The 15874-nt window shown below is 28.2% G+C and carries 17 protein-coding genes; 14 read left to right on the top strand and 3 right to left on the bottom strand.

The features are described 5' to 3' along the window. Positions 1-107: 107 nt before the first annotated feature. The 10 genes from ACYUDJ_RS05395 (at position 108) to ACYUDJ_RS05350 (ending at position 7679) form a co-directional block, all read left to right on the top strand. The gene (locus ACYUDJ_RS05395; protein WP_003489402.1) at positions 108-884 is read left to right on the top strand and encodes a M15 family metallopeptidase; all 777 of its coding nucleotides are present in this window, start codon (positions 108-110) and stop codon (positions 882-884) included. Positions 885-1188: 304 nt separating this feature from the next. Beyond that, a complete protein-coding gene (tlp, locus tag ACYUDJ_RS05390; RefSeq protein ID WP_003360992.1) occupies positions 1189-1416 on the top strand; it encodes a small acid-soluble spore protein Tlp in 228 nt (75 codons plus the stop codon). Positions 1417-1636: 220 nt separating this feature from the next. Further along, on the top strand, positions 1637-2323 hold the full coding sequence (locus ACYUDJ_RS05385) for a response regulator transcription factor (protein WP_003489405.1): 687 nt from the start codon (positions 1637-1639) through the stop codon (positions 2321-2323). Next, the gene (locus ACYUDJ_RS05380; protein WP_003489407.1) at positions 2324-3688 is read left to right on the top strand and encodes a sensor histidine kinase; all 1365 of its coding nucleotides are present in this window, start codon (positions 2324-2326) and stop codon (positions 3686-3688) included. Between the two features lie 361 nt (positions 3689-4049). Further along, on the top strand, positions 4050-4184 hold the full coding sequence (locus tag ACYUDJ_RS05375; protein ID WP_003360996.1) for an LDCC motif putative metal-binding protein: 135 nt from the start codon (positions 4050-4052) through the stop codon (positions 4182-4184). 304 nt (positions 4185-4488) lie between these two features. Further along, complete coding sequence (locus tag ACYUDJ_RS05370) at positions 4489-5748, top strand: cytochrome P450 (RefSeq protein ID WP_043031712.1); 1260 nt, start codon at positions 4489-4491, stop codon at positions 5746-5748. Positions 5749-5775: 27 nt separating this feature from the next. Next, positions 5776-6474: a DUF421 domain-containing protein gene (locus ACYUDJ_RS05365; protein ID WP_242651520.1), complete on the top strand. Its 699-nt coding sequence runs from the start codon at positions 5776-5778 to the stop codon at positions 6472-6474. 10 nt (positions 6475-6484) lie between these two features. Beyond that, a complete protein-coding gene (locus ACYUDJ_RS05360; protein WP_242867294.1) occupies positions 6485-7213 on the top strand; it encodes a DUF421 domain-containing protein in 729 nt (242 codons plus the stop codon). A 13-nt stretch (positions 7214-7226) separates the two neighbouring features. After that, the gene (locus ACYUDJ_RS05355; RefSeq protein WP_003489416.1) at positions 7227-7427 is read left to right on the top strand and encodes a hypothetical protein; all 201 of its coding nucleotides are present in this window, start codon (positions 7227-7229) and stop codon (positions 7425-7427) included. Between the two features lie 57 nt (positions 7428-7484). Further along, positions 7485-7679, top strand: coding sequence for a spore coat protein (locus ACYUDJ_RS05350; protein WP_003489418.1), 195 nt, complete (start codon positions 7485-7487; stop codon positions 7677-7679). Positions 7680-8012: 333 nt separating this feature from the next. Here the strand turns inward: ACYUDJ_RS05350 and ACYUDJ_RS05345 are convergent, their stop codons facing one another. Both ACYUDJ_RS05345 and ACYUDJ_RS05340 read right to left on the bottom strand, forming a co-directional pair. Then, positions 8013-8897: a multicopper oxidase family protein gene (locus tag ACYUDJ_RS05345; protein WP_003489421.1), complete on the bottom strand. Its 885-nt coding sequence runs from the start codon at positions 8895-8897 to the stop codon at positions 8013-8015. A 447-nt stretch (positions 8898-9344) separates the two neighbouring features. Beyond that, positions 9345-11150 carry an urease accessory protein UreH domain-containing protein gene (locus tag ACYUDJ_RS05340; protein ID WP_003489423.1) on the bottom strand — a complete coding sequence of 602 codons (1806 nt, stop codon included), beginning with the start codon at positions 11148-11150 and terminating at the stop codon, positions 9345-9347. 426 nt (positions 11151-11576) lie between these two features. Here ACYUDJ_RS05340 and ACYUDJ_RS05335 point away from each other — a divergent pair, with 426 nt between their 5' ends. The 4 genes from ACYUDJ_RS05335 to ACYUDJ_RS05320 all read left to right on the top strand — a co-directional run bounded on the left by ACYUDJ_RS05335 (position 11577) and on the right by ACYUDJ_RS05320 (position 14902). Further along, on the top strand, positions 11577-11885 hold the full coding sequence (locus ACYUDJ_RS05335) for a hypothetical protein (protein ID WP_043031716.1): 309 nt from the start codon (positions 11577-11579) through the stop codon (positions 11883-11885). A gap of 411 nt (positions 11886-12296) precedes the next feature. After that, positions 12297-12533 carry an SHOCT domain-containing protein gene (locus tag ACYUDJ_RS05330; protein ID WP_003491496.1) on the top strand — a complete coding sequence of 79 codons (237 nt, stop codon included), beginning with the start codon at positions 12297-12299 and terminating at the stop codon, positions 12531-12533. A gap of 261 nt (positions 12534-12794) precedes the next feature. Next, on the top strand, positions 12795-13496 hold the full coding sequence (locus ACYUDJ_RS05325) for a response regulator transcription factor (protein WP_043031717.1): 702 nt from the start codon (positions 12795-12797) through the stop codon (positions 13494-13496). Beyond that, a complete protein-coding gene (locus ACYUDJ_RS05320) occupies positions 13496-14902 on the top strand; it encodes a sensor histidine kinase (RefSeq protein ID WP_043031718.1) in 1407 nt (468 codons plus the stop codon). The genes ACYUDJ_RS05325 and ACYUDJ_RS05320 overlap by 1 nt, the downstream gene beginning before the upstream one ends. A gap of 156 nt (positions 14903-15058) precedes the next feature. Here ACYUDJ_RS05320 and ACYUDJ_RS05315 read toward each other — a convergent pair whose 3' ends face one another. After that, positions 15059-15817: a helix-turn-helix domain-containing protein gene (locus tag ACYUDJ_RS05315; protein WP_043031719.1), complete on the bottom strand. Its 759-nt coding sequence runs from the start codon at positions 15815-15817 to the stop codon at positions 15059-15061. Positions 15818-15874: the final 57 nt, after the last annotated feature.

Raw genomic sequence — 15874 nt, 5'->3', positions numbered from 1 at the left:
ATGCAATCTTTCTTGCTATATTAGAAAGTTTAACAACTATGAAACAAGTAATAAAAATTTTAAAAACTTTTCTCTGATAAAATTAATTAGGTCATAGGGGGATATACATGAGAAATAGAAGACAGAAAAAACTAATATTAAGAAGAGTTAATTTTATAATAAGCATAGTTATAATTTTATGTACTATACAGATATTATCAAATAAATATAACAGAAGTATAGAATCTAAAAGAGCACAAGCTGTTAGTGAAAATAATAAACAACAAACTATTAAAAAAAAAGAAACTAATAGTAAGAATAATAAACAACAAATTTCAAAACAAAGTTTAGTATTAGTAAATAGAGATAATAAACTAGATGAAAGTTATCTACCTCATGATCTTATTGTGCCTAATATAAGATTTTTAGGGAATAGAAATTTTCAAATAAGAAGACTAAGGAGAGTGGCTAGTGAAGCTTTAGAAAATCTTTTCCAGGAAGCTAAAAATGAGAACATAATATTATTAGGGGTATCAGGATATAGAAGCTATAATTATCAGGTAAACGTTTATAATAATTCGATTTATAGAAATGGACAACAACATGCGGATAAGTATGTTGCACACCCAGGAACAAGTGAGCATCAAACAGGTTTAGCTATGGATGTAGTTTCAACTGAGTATACTAACTTAGATGAAAATTTTGTTAATACTAGAGCATATAAATGGCTTAAAGAAAATTGTTATAAGTATGGATTTATAATTAGATATCCAAAGGAAAAAGAAAATATTACTGGTTATAATTTTGAGCCTTGGCATATAAGGTTTGTAGGGATAGAGGCGGCTACAGAAATTATGAATAAGGGTATTACTTTAGAGGAATATTTACAAGCAAGTAATGATTAATAAATAAAAAAGATGCTATTTTACAAAGAAAATTTAATAGTTTTATTTTTATAATAATTATTATTAGAACTTTATGTTTTATAGAGGGCTCAGCAGATAAAGATAGCAATATATAATATGTAAATATCATAACAAAATCTGAAAAATGGACAAGCTATTCAGCCAAAGAAAGTTAGAATTGAAGATAAAAAAGAAAGTTTATTAATAAATAGATTAGATGAAGCTTATTAATATTATTGCATAACAAAATATATTTCTAGCCATAATAAAAAATAAGTACAATAAAATAAAGGAGATAGATGTCATGAAAAATAAACCAGATGATAGAAGAGATAATGTAGATAAAATTCAATATAATATTACTAAGACTATTCAAAACTGTGAGCTTGCAGATGAAATGATTGCAAAAACAGATGATGAAAAAACGAAAAAAACTCTAATAGAAAAAAACCAAAGAAGAAGAGAAGCACTTGATGGTATGAGAGAAGAAATTAAAGATGAAGCAAGAGATAAGAAAAATGGATATATGTAATTTTTTATAATAAAAATTAGTAGCTTTTTACTTACAGTAGTAGGGCTACTATTTTTTATTTTCAATTATATTAATAGAAAACAACTATTTTAAATATATTAGGATAAACCTTCATATTATCTTCAAATTAAATTGATATAATCTCTTTAAAATAAACAGTAAATTAATAAGTTTAGTATAATTTTAAGATAAGAATTATGTTAGATAAGAGGTGAAATATATGAGTAGCATTTTAATAATTGAAGACGAAAAAAGAGTTTCTGAGGTTTTAAAAGCTTATCTAGAGAAAGAAGGATATAAAGTATATTGCACTACAAAAGGATTAGAAGGCATAGAAATATTTAAATCAATTGATATACAATTAATAATTCTAGATTTAATGCTGCCGGATATCAGTGGGGAAGAAGTGTGTAAAATAATACGACAAAGTTCAGATGTGCATATTTTTATGTTAACAGCAAAAGGAGCTTTAAATGATAGAATAGAGGGCTTAAATATTGGTGCAGATGAATATTTGATTAAGCCATTTAGTCCTAGAGAACTTACAGCGAGGGTCAACGCTCTTTTTAGAAGGTTAAGTGCAGATAATAGTACTTCAAATTTAATTTTTGATGACGGAAAGTTAAGCATTGATTATGATAAGAGGGTTGTAAAAGTTAATGGAAAAGAAGTTTCAATTACTCCAAATGAGTTTGATATACTGTATGCCCTTGTTTCAAACAAGGGAAAAGTGTTATCAAGAGAACAACTCATAGATAAAATATTTGGTATTGATTTTAATGGGTATGATAGAACTATTGATGTTCATATAAAAAATATTCGTAAGAAGATAGAAGAAGATACTAAGAATCCTAAATATATTGTTACAGTTATGAAGGTAGGCTATAAATTTGGTGGTGAGAATTAAGTGCATACAATAAGAAAAAGATTAAGTATTTTATTTGTTATTTGCTCAGTAGCAGGAATATTGCTTGTTACATTGTTTGTAAATTCAACTATAAATAACAAATTTGATGCATATATGATGGATGTCCAAGATAAAAGATACCAAAGAATAGTATCTTACTTTGAAGAAATATATAAAGCACAAGGAAAGTGGAATAAAAATTCTGGCGTTGAGTTGATGCATGAAGCTCATATGGGAAATTATTGTTTAACACTTTTAGATATTAATAAAAAAACTATATGGGGTATGAACCCAGAGGATATAAGATTAAATACAATGCCTGTAAAAGATAGAGGTGTTTATAATACTAAGACTTTTGAAATTAAATCAGAAGATAAAGTAGTTGGATATGTGGGGATCGGACAGTATTCCTCTTTACTATTATCTGAAGAAGATATAAGTTTTAAAACATCTATAAATAAAAGTATTGTTGCTAGTGGAATTCTAACTCTTGCTATTATAATTACCATAAGTCTTTACTTTTCCAAACAATTCTCAATTCCAATTAAGGAGGTTGCTAATTTGTCTGTAAATTTATCGAAAGGAGATTTCGATGGGAAATCAAGTGTTGAAAGTAATATTGAAGAGCTAGAGAATTTAAGAGAAAGTGTTAATATACTAGCTGAAAAATTAAAGTATCAAGATTCTCTAAGAAGAAGATTAGTTTCTGACATATCTCATGAAATTAGAACACCACTAAATGTATTGCAAAATAACCTAGAGGCAATGATAGATGGGGTTTTACCTGTTACAGAAGAAAGATTAAATTGTTTGAATGAAGAAGTAGTTAGATTTGGTAGATTATTAAATAACTTAAATGTATTAAAAGAGTTTGAATCTGAGAGTATTAAGCTTAATTTTAAAAAAATATTCTTAGATGAATTAATTGCAGATATATGTAGCGATTTTTATGCAATAGCGGAAAACAAGAATATTAAACTGCAATACCATATGGAAAATCATGAGGATTATAGTATAACTGGAGATAGAGATAGATTAAAACAAGTATTTATAAATTTACTTTCTAATGCTCTTAAATTTACAGAAGATGGCGGAGAGGTACTAATTAAAATATATAAAAGTGATAAAAAAATTGTTGTAGAAGTTAAGGATAATGGTGTAGGAATTAAGAAGGAAGATTTGCCTTTTATATTTGAGAGACTTTATAGGGGAGACAAGAGTAGACACCAATTTGAAGGAAATGGTATAGGTTTAACTATTGTAAAAAATATATTGCAGCTCCATTATGCAAGTATAGATCTTGAAAGTGAAGAAGGTGAAGGAACTACCTTTAAAATTTATTTTCATAAAAATGTAGATAGCTAAAATATATATAGGCATGGTTTTTTATAAAAAATAAAATGAGATTAGGAACTTCAATATTTGATTTAATGATTTTTATATCAATATCTATATTTATAATTTATTTTGTACAAGTATATTGCTTAAATCAACATTTTTTAGAAGTATCATGAAGAAATAAGATTTAGGTATTATATTTTTGTAGGTAAACAAAATATATAAAGTATACGAAATAGAAACGTAATAAATTTTTATTTGTTTACAAGATACCTCTGATAGATTGAAGGATAATTGCAATTAAATCATTTATTAGTGGACAAAATAGAGGAGTAATAGATATTTTGGAAAATATTATTCAGAAATAAGCTACGGGAGGAAGTTTAATGTGTTCAAGTTTTTAAAAAAATTTCTACAAAAATTAGAACAGGAAAATGGTAAATCTTTTGGTAATAATAAGCTTGATTGTTGTGATTTAAATAAGTCAAATAATAATAGAAAAACTGATAATAAGAGTAAGTAGAGAAAAAGTGAGAAAAGAATCTTAATATAGAAGGCATTACTTGCACAGCCTGGGATAAGATAATTGAAGAAAGTTTATTATCTCAGCAATATTCACACTGTGAATAATTTCTTAGTATGGTGGGGAATGTAAAATATGAAATAGGTTTTATTAAGTGTGAAGACTTTGCAAAAATAAAAAATAAGAAGATTGCTATTTTTATTTTTGTTGAAGTACCTATTCTTATGTATAAAAAAGATACATTTTACTAATTGATATAGTATATGTTAATTTTACAATAAGAAAAGAAGGAGAAGATAAGTGTATGTTAATAGAGGAACATATTCCAAAGGATAAAGGCATTGACAACACTTTCGCTTTGTTACAGGAGGGGTATTTATTTATCAAAAACAGGGCCGACAGGTATCAGTCTAATTTGTTTGAAACTCATTTATTTGGACAAAAGGTAATATGCATGACTGGTAAGGAAGCTGCAAAGTTGTTTTACAAGGAGGAACTGTTTCAACGAAATGGTGCAGCACCTAAGCGGGTACAAAAAACATTGTTTGGCGAAAATGCAATCCAGACTATGGATGATGAAGAACATACTCATAGAAAGCACCTTTTTATGTCACTAATGACTCCAGTATCTCAAAAGATATTAGCTGAACTTGTAATGGAGAAATGGAAATCTTCTATTGATAAATGGGAAGATAAGAAGGAGATTGTACTTTTTAATGAGGCAAAGGAAATTTTATGCCAGATATCATGTCATTGGGCAGGAGTTCCATTACATAAATCAGAAATAAAAAATCGGGCAGAGGATTTTAATTTAATGGTTAATGCTTTAGGGGCAGTTGGACCACAGTATTGGAAAGGAAAAATGGCTAGATCCAGAGCGGAAAAGTGGATAACAGGGACAATCAAAGATGTTCGTTCTGGTAAGTTGGATGCAGAAGAAGATTCACCACTATATGCCATGGCTTTTCATAAGGATCTTGATGGCAATCAAATGGATACCTCAATGGCAGCCATAGAACTTATTAATGTACTGCGTCCTATTGTTGCTATTTCAACCTTCATTACTTTTGCAGCTTTAGCTTTATATAAACATCCAGAATGTAAAGAAAAATTAATTTCAGGTGGCGATAGCTATCTTGAAATGTTTGCACAGGAAGTTCGACGATACTATCCTTTCGCTCCTTTTCTTGGTGCAAGAGTGCGAAAGGATTTTATATTGAATGAGTGTGAATTTAAAAAAGGAATGCTAGTGTTACTCGATATGTACGGTACAAATCATGATTCACAGATATGGGAAAAACCTAATGAATTTTATCCAGAGAGGTTTAAAGAATGGAAAGGAAGCTTATTTGATTTTATTCCTCAAGGTGGAGGTGATCCTGTCAAGACACACCGTTGTCCAGGAGAGGGGATTACCATGGAAATTATGAAAGGAAGCTTAGATTTTCTTGTTAATAAGATTGAGTTTCAGGTTCCAAAGCAGGATTTAAGCTATAGTCTAATAAAAATACCTACATTGCCTAAAAGTGGATTTATTATGACTAATATTAAAAGAAAATTTTAAAATGATAACAATTTAGGAGGAATTACTTTGGATTGGAATTCATTTATGGAAGGAAGTAAAAATTTATCAGTATTTGCTTTAGCTTTAAGAGCTATTATACTTTATATTGCATTAATTATTGCAACTCGTTTGATGGGTCACCGACAAGTAGGGATTTTATCAGGACATAATTATTTGGTAGCTGCTGGAATTGTGAGTTTAGCTGCTATTAGAATGTTAAATCCACAATCTTCACTTACGTCTGGGATAGTAATTATTTTTGTTTATGCCTTTGTAAATATATTTTTATCTTATCTAGATATAAAATGGCCTAATATAATCGATCGAAAACCAACAATTCTTATGAAAGACGGAATAATACTAAAGCAAAATATGCTTGATTGTCATGTAACACTGGATAATCTGCTAGGACAATTAAGACTAAAAGGAGCTCATAATCTATCAGAAATTGATTCTATTGTATTGGAGCCATATGGGAAAATAAGTGTTATTAAAAAACCTGAATCGTTACCACTTACAAGAAAACATATGAACTTACCACCTAAAATAGTAGGAGTACCTACAATTATTATTTATGATGGAAAAATAGATGAAAAAAATCTTCATGCTATGGGGTTAAATCAGGATTGGCTAATTACAAAATTAAAAGAGAAGGGTATCACCAATTCAAAAGATATATTTCTAGCTACACTTGAATCAGATGGAACTGTTTATATAAGTATATAGTAAAGAAGGAATGATAATGGAACTATTAAAAGAGATTTTTGGAACTGTTGAAGAAATCAGTCCCTTTGTATTTGCTTTACGCAGTATCGTAGTTGGATTTTTGTTATTTGTAGAAGGTAAAGTTTTGCCACACAGAGCTGGTGGTCAGTTTGCAGGCTACGACTTTGCATTTTTCTGGATGATGGGTGGAATAACAGCAGCCCCTTTATTTGAGGCTAAAATAAGTTTTATTAATACTGTTGTTGTAATTGTTGTAATATACATTCTTCATTATCTTATATCTTATATTGCTGTAAAAAATAGAACTTTTGCAAAAGTTGTTTTAGGAAAATCAATACCATTAATATCAAGTGGGAAGATCCTCAAGCCTAACATGGCAAAAGCTTTTTTGCCATTAGAATTGCTACTGGCTGATATGCGGAGTATAGATGTTCCTAATATTAATGAGGTGGAAGCTGCAGTTTTAGAAACCAGTGGCCATGTAAGTGTTTTAAAAAAATCAGATTATCAGCCTGTAACTCCAAAGGATTTAAATATTCAAACTATAGGTGGTGGACTTCCAACTCTCCTTATAAATGAAGGGAGAATTGTAGAAAAAAATTTGAAAGCATTAGGATATGATGAAAAGTGGCTTAAGAATGAATTACTTAAAAAAGGTATTATAGATGTAAAAGATGTTTATGCTGCATTGATTGATTCGACCGGAGAATTATACTATTCTGTTATCACTGAAAAATAAGGAGGTTATAAAAATGCTTACTGAACAAGAAATAATGAATAATGCCTTTAAAGAAATGCAATTTCATGAAGAAGGTATGGCAAAAAAATATGCCAATGTTTCAGAACAAATTAATGATCCAAAGTTAAAGCAAATCTTAAAAGGAATGGAGCAAGGATCACGTAATAACTATAATACATTATCACAAACTATGTCAAAGTTTTCAATTGTTTAAATTTAAGGTGTAACTATATTTAGATGTGTTATCTATATTAAAGAGGAGTGATATTATATGAATAATATGGACTTTTTACATGATTCTCTACAAGATGAAATGATGCTACAGTCTATGTATAATAAATATATGATGGAGATTAGTAATCCAGAAGTACGTCAGCTTTTTACTCAATTAAGAGATTCAAAAATGAAAAATATTTCTCAGTTACAGCAAGAGATTAAAACTATGATGGAGCAAGGAAAATCTTAATTCGAAGGAAGTATAAGTAGTTTTATAGTTAATTTTCTTTCACATATTGTACTAGGAATAGTAGTTATTTATGTTATTTCTAAATCAAAAGTAGAAGTAAGTGATTAGTTATTTTTATTTTTGAAGTTGATGACTATAATTTATTAAATTTAGTATATGAGATAATACGGAGTCTGAATAAGACTCCGTTTCAAATTTCTAAATATTTTAAAGTTTTATTTTTTTAAATATTACTACTATAAATAGAATCTTGCATATTTAGATTTACACTTATACTCTTTTAGGACAGTACCTTTATTTTAAGTAATAATTTTAAATTTCTAGTATACTAAATTATTTATAAACAATAGTTGTAAACATACCTCCTGTTGGGTCTGTCATATTGTTGGACATGTGGTGTGGTATGTGACAATGGAAGGGCCATATACCGGGATTATTAGCAAAAAACTCTACATCGTAAGTTTCTCCTGATGATACATGAATTGTACTCTTTTTTATTCTATTGAATGGGTGAATTATGTTTCCATCTGAAGCTGATACATAAAGTTGATGGCCATGAATATGAATTGGATGTCCATTTTCCATAGTATTTCCTAATCTTATTCTCACTGTTTGCCCGCAGCTAACTTCTAGTGGAGTAACAAAAGGGAAACATCTTCCATTCATGGTGAAAAAGTTAAAATCATGTGAAAGTGGATCAATGCCATACTTACCTTTTTTTACTTCTCCCATCTCTAGTCCTTCTACTTTAAATTCTTGAAGCATAATAAAATAGTCTTTATCTACTTGTGAATATGGATCTAATACTATTAATCCTCCTTCTAATCCCATCATTTGTTGTTTGTGACTAATATGATGAGTATGATACATATGTGTTCCTGGTGGATTAATTATTTTAAATCTGTAATCAAAATATTTTCCCGGTTCAACTTTGGGGGAAGGTTGTACATCTGGTACCCCATCCATAATATTAGGTACGTCTAAACCATGCCAGTGAATACTAGTTGGTTCGGATAAATTATTATACACTCTAAAATTGACATAGTCTCCTGGATGAACTTTAATAGTGGGTCCTGGTGTAGTTCCATTGTATCCCCAAGCTTTAATAAATAATCCAGGAAGTATTTCTCTTTCTACCTCTTCTGCCACAAGTTCAAAGTACTTAATTCCCTTTATCTCCTTATACTTTAAATCAGAAAGATCAGGTGTAATAACCATTAGCTAATTCTCCTAAAAAATTACTTTTATTTTATTAGTTTATGTTATATTTTATGAAGAGTTATTACTTTTTTTTATTTTTATTATCATATTTAATTTCTTCATATGTTCTACATAGCTTCATAATATAATATAAACATAGTAAATTAATCAATAATCCATCCTTATAATTGGTTAATAGCTATTTTTATGAATAGAATTTCTTAAATTTGCATTCATGTTCCACACTAAAGGGCTGTGTCAAAATGATTAAAATATTTTGACATAGCCTGTTTTTTATTTTTTAATAGTATAATTAATAAGCAATAACAAATAATTTTTTACTATTATTATTAATAATTTTAGTTATATGATAAATTAAGACAGCCATAGTATAGTAAGGTAGATAGATAAAAAGAGAAGTATGATATTAAACACTTCTCTTTTTTATTTAAAAAATATTCTTGTTTACTCAAGATGTTTTTCTCGTATTTTTTCAATATCAGCAGACTCTAAATCATCAACCACTTCAATTATCCCTAAAATTACATTATCTTTTAATATTCCATAACTACCAGTTTTTTTAGGACTAAACTCTACTTCATTTACACCTTTTTTTCCGGTAAATGAAAAGACTTCATTACGAGTTTCTAAATCTAAGATTATATATTTACCTTCAGCATTATCGAAATCATTTAAATTAAAAGTTAATTTAGTTTTTGAACTATTACCTGTAACAGCTATTAATGGCTGTAATTCAGAACCAATACCTTTAAACGTTGCACTTTGGTATTCACCAGATGGCAGAGCTTTATTAATTAACTTTTCAGTTGGCACTAGAGCCATATTGTTGCCATAGATGCTAGATTGCTCTGATTGGGAAGATTCATCTACTGGTACAGCACAGCAGCTAGGACCTGTGCTCGCAGGAGGTAATGATGGATCAGTTTTTGATGTATCTACGGCATCAAGGTTATCTACAACTTTAATTACACCACTTATCATTCCCATCCAACAGCTAAAATTTATATCTTTGTCACCAGGGGTAAACTCTATAATATTCTCTCCTTTTTTTATTTTAAATTCTTTTTCCATTATAGATTGAGCTATAAGGGCATTATTACATGAATTAAGTTGTTCTCCATTAATTATCCACTTAACAGGTATTCCCTTTTGCACATAAAAAGCATTAGGTGTGTAACCATTGTTATTAGCAGTCATTTTAATAATTTGAACGCCATTTTCTAAAGTTGCTTTAGCAACATTTGTATTAGAAAAATCATCTGAACTTCTAGTATTGCTAGCCAGAGCTTTCATAGGATTAATATTTATACCAGCAAGAGTAAGACCTCTGTTACCCATTATAAACCCAAGAACTATAATAAGGACTCCACTAAATTTAAGCAACTTTTTAGTATGACCTTTACTTAAAAGACCTGATAATGCACCAAAGGTTAGCATAAGTGGTACTGTTCCTAAAGAAAACATAAACATTGATAAAGCCCCTTTTACTGCACTTCCTGTACCTAGAGCAAAAAGCTGCATAGTTTGAAGAGGTCCACAGGGCATAAATCCATTTAAAAGACCAACAATAAATGGAGATCCAGATTTGTTTTTAACTTTACATGCAAAGTGAGGTAACTTAATATGGAATTTTCTAAATATATTAAATCCAGCCATATTAAAACCCATCATAATCATAAATATACCAGCAAATATTTGCAGGGCTGCTTTTGTAGTAATAGAAAGTGAAAATACTGAACCCAGGGCACCAATTATCCCACCAAGTAGAGTGTAAGATATAACTCTTCCTAAATTGTATAAAACTGCTGGTTTCATAGCTTCGAACTTATTATTACTTTCACTAGATAAACTTTGTGAAAGCATAATTCCACCACACATACCCACACAGTGAATTGATGTTAGAATTCCTACTACGAAAAGAATCATATAGGAAGCATTACTTAGCTTTTCTTCCATATCAAAACCACTAGTCTTTAAGCTTAAGAGTATAATAACTGTAGCTATTATAAGAATTCCCATAAATTTATAATCATTAGAACTTTGTGTGCTGTATCCAGCATTTTTTATAGTGGATTTAATTTTAGTTTGGTTGCATAATTTATCATCATATAAAACTTCAACAAACTGTTTTGTATAAGAAGCTTTTGTATGTAATACTCCCTTTAATTTTTTAATAGCTTTTTCAACTCGATTTTCACAAGAGGTACATGTCATATCATATACTTTAATTCTTTCTTTTTTAATACTCATAGAATTCCTCCTAATATGTACTTATAAGATAAAGCAAATTTATACTTTATTTATTATAATAAAAGCTTAGACGATTTTTATTTTATTAAGTAAAATACTAATAGTAAACTTGTATCTTTAGAAACTAAACTTTTATTATAAATAAGAGTATATAAGAAATATATGTTGATTATATGAAGAAAATTAATTAGAAAGTAAATAATATAATTATAAGTGATATATACGCCTTATTAGTGGTACCGGAGTTGTTGAAAAAATAAATCTAAATTATATTATTATATTCTTGTTGCAGAAATTATCATTGTAGTATACCAATATTATTTTAACATTTTAGGTTTCTACATATATTCTTCATATAAATAATATACAATTTATCTATAGTACAAATGCTTTTTAAATTAAGTTAAATATATTGGAGGGACAAGTATGAATTGTCATGGAGATAACAAAGGGAAACATGGAACTCATAAGCATAGTCCATTAAAGCATATGTTGCATATGGTTATTTGCTGTGGATTACCTATAGTTGTTGTAGGACTTTTACCACTTATATCAAGAATTAGTCCTAGTGCTAGTGGTATAATTGCAAAGATGGTGCCATTTTTATGTCCAATAATGATGATTGCAATGATACCAATGATGTTTGGTGGAAATAAGAAATCAAGTTGTTGTAATAGTGAAAATAATAAAATTGACAATATAAAGTTAGCTGAACTAAATAAACCTGAGGAATAATGAAACTATTTATATATAGTTAACTAGCTATTATATGGGTATCTATTGATGTTGAGAGCCCTATGATTCATAAGAAATCATAGGGCTTTTAAAATTTCTGAGATATTTTGTATTATTTAGTTGATTTATATTCTAATGTTTAATGTAGTCTTTAGTACTCATATCTTTAATGAATAGATTATTTGTTAGAAAATCTTTACGAATTGTAAGAATAACATTGTACTCCTTTATCAAAACGAAATATTACTAATACACTATTAAATACTTCATAATTGCTCCATAATTTAATCTTATAATAAATACATACACAAGGATAAAAAATATAATTAAAAATTAGATTAATAATATTAATGGAAAACAAGAATGTTTTCTATAAGATATTATAAATATATTATAGGAGGATAAGAAAAAATGTTTAGATGTGGATTTGGTAGATCAGCCTTTACAGGTGGATGGTCAACATGGATGATTGTACCTATGATATTTAAACTTTTAATAATTATAGGTATAATATATGCAGTAGTAAAGCTATTTAAGAGTCATATGGTTAATAATAATAATGCTATAAAAATACTTAATGAAAAATATGCTACAGGAGAAATTAGCGAAGAAGAATATTTAAAAAGAAAAAATATAATGTCTAAATAGTAAAATTATATACTTAAATAGCTAGAGGTTATTCTCTAGCTATTTTGATATAATAAAGGTAAGAGTTAATTAATATTTTGTTTGCTAAAAAGAATCATTTTTTAGTTAAATAATTCATTAAATTGTGTGATAGTTCTTGTACATAGTATAAGAATTCTGAAGCTGAAGAGTTCTGATATATACTAAGTTTATAAACATTAAGAATATTAGCAATAATAGCAATGGTATAGAATTTAAATATAGATGATTAGGAGAGAAGATATGAAGAAACTCTTTAAAATATTAGTTGTAGATGATGAAGAAAGGATATTAGATGTGGTAAAAGCTTATCTAGAAAAAGAAGGTTATGAAGTGATAACTGCAATGGATGGTGAAGAAGCGATTAAGTTATTTAAAGAAATATCATTTCATTTAGTTATATTAGATTTAATGCTACCAAAGTTATCTGGCGAAGAGGTCTGTTCAAAGATAAGAGAATCTTCTAATGTTCCAATTATTATGCTTACAGCAAAGGTAGAGGAAGAGGATAAGCTAGAAGGTCTTTCTATAGGAGCAGATGATTATCTTACAAAACCTTTTAGTGTAAGGGAGCTTGTGGCAAGAGTAAAGGCTCTTATTAGAAGAGCATATAGAGGAAAGTATCCATTGGCAGAGCATTTAATACTTAATGATGGAGACTTAGAAGTTGACATAAGAAAAATGAAAGTATTAAAGAAGGGAAAAGTGGTTACATTAACACCTTATGAGTTTAAAGTGCTGGTTTCATTATTAACTAATCCAGGACAGGTTTTTACTAGAGAACAGTTAGTTGAACAAGCTTTTGGATATGATTATGAAAGTTTTAATAGGACTGTAGATACTTATATAAAAAATATAAGACAAAAGATAGAAGATAATCCTAAAGCACCTAACTATATTACTACTGTATATGGAGTTGGGTACAGATTTGGAGGAAAAAATTAATGAAAATGTCTTTAAAGAAAAAACTTTCTTTAGGATTTTTAATTGCGGTTATAGGTTCAATAATAATTGCTAGTTCCATATCTAATTATATGATAAATAACAGATTTAATGAATATTTGGTTCAAGAACATAAAAATAAAATAAACAAAATTATAGTGGCAATTGAAGATATGTATAAAGAAGATAAAGGCTTTCAAGCACTAAAGTATGATGAAATAAAAAGATATGCAGTTTTAAATGAACTTTATATAGAGATAAAAGATAAAAAGGGTAGCAAGATATTTACCTCTGGGGATGACCATCTTAAACATAGGAGTATGATGAATTCTATGATGGGGCATAGAATGGGTAATATGATGGGGAAAATGAAAAATTTAGATTTAGGGGATTATAAGGAAGAAGAACAATGGCTTAAAAAGAACAATGTGACTTTTGGAAAGATAACTATTGGATATTTTGGTACTTCATATTTAAGCAATGGAGCATTAACATTTAAAAGAACTTTAAATCATTCCTTTATTGTATCTATGGTCATAACCTTTATTTTAGGACTTATACTGAGCTGGATTTTATCAAAACAACTTTCAAAACCTTTGGTTAAAATAAAAGAAATAGCTAATACAATGAGAATGGGCAATTTAAATATAAGGTCTAATATAAAAAGTAATACAACAGAAATTCAGGAATTATCAAATTCTATAAATTATTTAGCAGAAACACTACAACAACAGGAGGCTCTTCGTAAAAGATTGACTTCAGATATGGCTCATGAAATAAGAACTCCAATTACGACTTTAAAAACTCATGTTGAGGCAATAATAGATGGCATATGGGAGCCTACAGAGGAAAGATTGCAGGTTTTTTATGAGGAATTAGAGCGATTAACAAATCTTGTGAATAATTTAAGGAATATTTCTAAATTAGAAAAAGCCGAAACAGTTGTAAATAAAACTAACCTAAATATTACAAAGGAAATAGAAAAAGTTGTAGAAACATTTAATCCCTTATATGAAAAAAGCGGCTTTAAAATAGTTACTAAACTGGAGAAGGATGTATATGGTTTTATAGATAAGGATAAATTAAAGCAAATTATGCATAATCTTTTATCTAATTCACATAAATATTTAAATGAAGATGGATTAGTAAGGGTTTCATTATCAAAGAAAGAGGATAAGATATTTATAAAGGTTGAAGATAATGGAGAGGGGATTCCAAAGGAGGATTTACCTCATATATTTGAAAGATTTTATAGAAGTGATGTGTCAAGGAATAAAACTACAGGGGGTACAGGGCTTGGCCTTACCATAACAAAAACTTTAGTAGAAGCACATGGTGGGCATATTAGGGTAGAAAGTGAGCTTGGAGTTGGAACCAAGTTTATTATAGAGATAAAAACTACTCTTTAGATTCAAGTTTATTGTAAAAATATTTTTATTATTTTGTCCTATAATTTTATAAAGGATCTATCTTTAATAGTGCAACAAAGTGTTGCACTATTGTTTTTTATGTCTTATTGACTCTCATCTTACAGGAGGAAGTATTGTTTAAATGTAATCAATATTTTATTGTAGTATGAGGTTCTCATTTCTAAATTCAATAGGAGTTTTATTATTAAATTTTTTAAAGGTTGAACTAAAATAATTTTGATTATTAAATCCAACAGAAAGAGCAATTTCTAATATAGATAAATCATTTTTTGTTAGAAGCTCTTTACTTTTTTCTATTCTAATTTCATTTACAAGCTGGGAAAAAGTTTTCCCCGTTTCTTTTTTTAATATAGAACAAAAATAAGATTTATTTATTTTTAAATGTCGAGATATATCATCTAAGGATATATCATCACTATAATTCGCATCTAAAAGATCCATAGCCTTTCTAATATGGAGACTATTTGGCATTTTACGTGTAAGAACTTTTTCTTTAATGTACCTACTATCTAAAGCTATATTTCTTAAAAGAGAAATCAAATGAGGAATACAGCAAATAGGCTTATAGGGTATACCCTTGTTATTTCCTTTAGATGAAGAATATGGTCCTATGATATATACACCTTTATGAACAGTTTTAGGACAAATATAAAAAGCTGTAAAATTAACTTTATTTAAACCATTAGTACTTATAGTGTAGTAGCCATTCTTAGTCATAGAATCCTTATCTAATTTTTCATAGATGTTATTATCATCAAATAAATCTTGAAACATGTAATTATATCCTCTGGAATTTATTAAGTCGCCTTTGAAACTAAAAGACTTTATTGGGATATTTGTACATAAAAAGAACTTTTCGGCAATAGAACATATATGTTTATTCGCATCAGACAAGTATATCTCACTCCTTTAAAATTATCTAAATATAGTTATAAAAATCTAAATATAATT

This window comes from Clostridium sp. CTA-6 (assembly GCF_054768115.1).
The sequence above is the reverse complement of the archived record's forward strand: the minus strand, read 5'-3'. Positions and strand labels throughout refer to the sequence as shown.

Excerpts from the sequence above, each read along its gene's own strand:
- ACYUDJ_RS05340 (WP_003489423.1), bottom strand. The coding sequence starts at position 11,150 with ATGAGTATTAAAAAAGAAAGAATTAAAGTATATGATATGACATGTACC.
- ACYUDJ_RS05370 (WP_043031712.1), top strand. The coding sequence starts at position 4,489 with ATGTTAATAGAGGAACATATTCCAAAGGATAAAGGCATTGACAACACT.
- ACYUDJ_RS05325 (WP_043031717.1), top strand. The coding sequence starts at position 12,795 with ATGAAGAAACTCTTTAAAATATTAGTTGTAGATGATGAAGAAAGGATA.
- ACYUDJ_RS05350 (WP_003489418.1), top strand. The coding sequence starts at position 7,485 with ATGAATAATATGGACTTTTTACATGATTCTCTACAAGATGAAATGATG.
- ACYUDJ_RS05330 (WP_003491496.1), top strand. The coding sequence starts at position 12,297 with ATGTTTAGATGTGGATTTGGTAGATCAGCCTTTACAGGTGGATGGTCA.
- ACYUDJ_RS05355 (WP_003489416.1), top strand. The coding sequence starts at position 7,227 with ATGCTTACTGAACAAGAAATAATGAATAATGCCTTTAAAGAAATGCAA.
- tlp (WP_003360992.1), top strand. The coding sequence starts at position 1,189 with ATGAAAAATAAACCAGATGATAGAAGAGATAATGTAGATAAAATTCAA.
- ACYUDJ_RS05320 (WP_043031718.1), top strand. The coding sequence starts at position 13,496 with ATGAAAATGTCTTTAAAGAAAAAACTTTCTTTAGGATTTTTAATTGCG.
- ACYUDJ_RS05385 (WP_003489405.1), top strand. The coding sequence starts at position 1,637 with ATGAGTAGCATTTTAATAATTGAAGACGAAAAAAGAGTTTCTGAGGTT.
- ACYUDJ_RS05345 (WP_003489421.1), bottom strand. The coding sequence starts at position 8,897 with ATGGTTATTACACCTGATCTTTCTGATTTAAAGTATAAGGAGATAAAG.
- ACYUDJ_RS05360 (WP_242867294.1), top strand. The coding sequence starts at position 6,485 with ATGATAATGGAACTATTAAAAGAGATTTTTGGAACTGTTGAAGAAATC.
- ACYUDJ_RS05395 (WP_003489402.1), top strand. The coding sequence starts at position 108 with ATGAGAAATAGAAGACAGAAAAAACTAATATTAAGAAGAGTTAATTTT.
- ACYUDJ_RS05335 (WP_043031716.1), top strand. The coding sequence starts at position 11,577 with ATGAATTGTCATGGAGATAACAAAGGGAAACATGGAACTCATAAGCAT.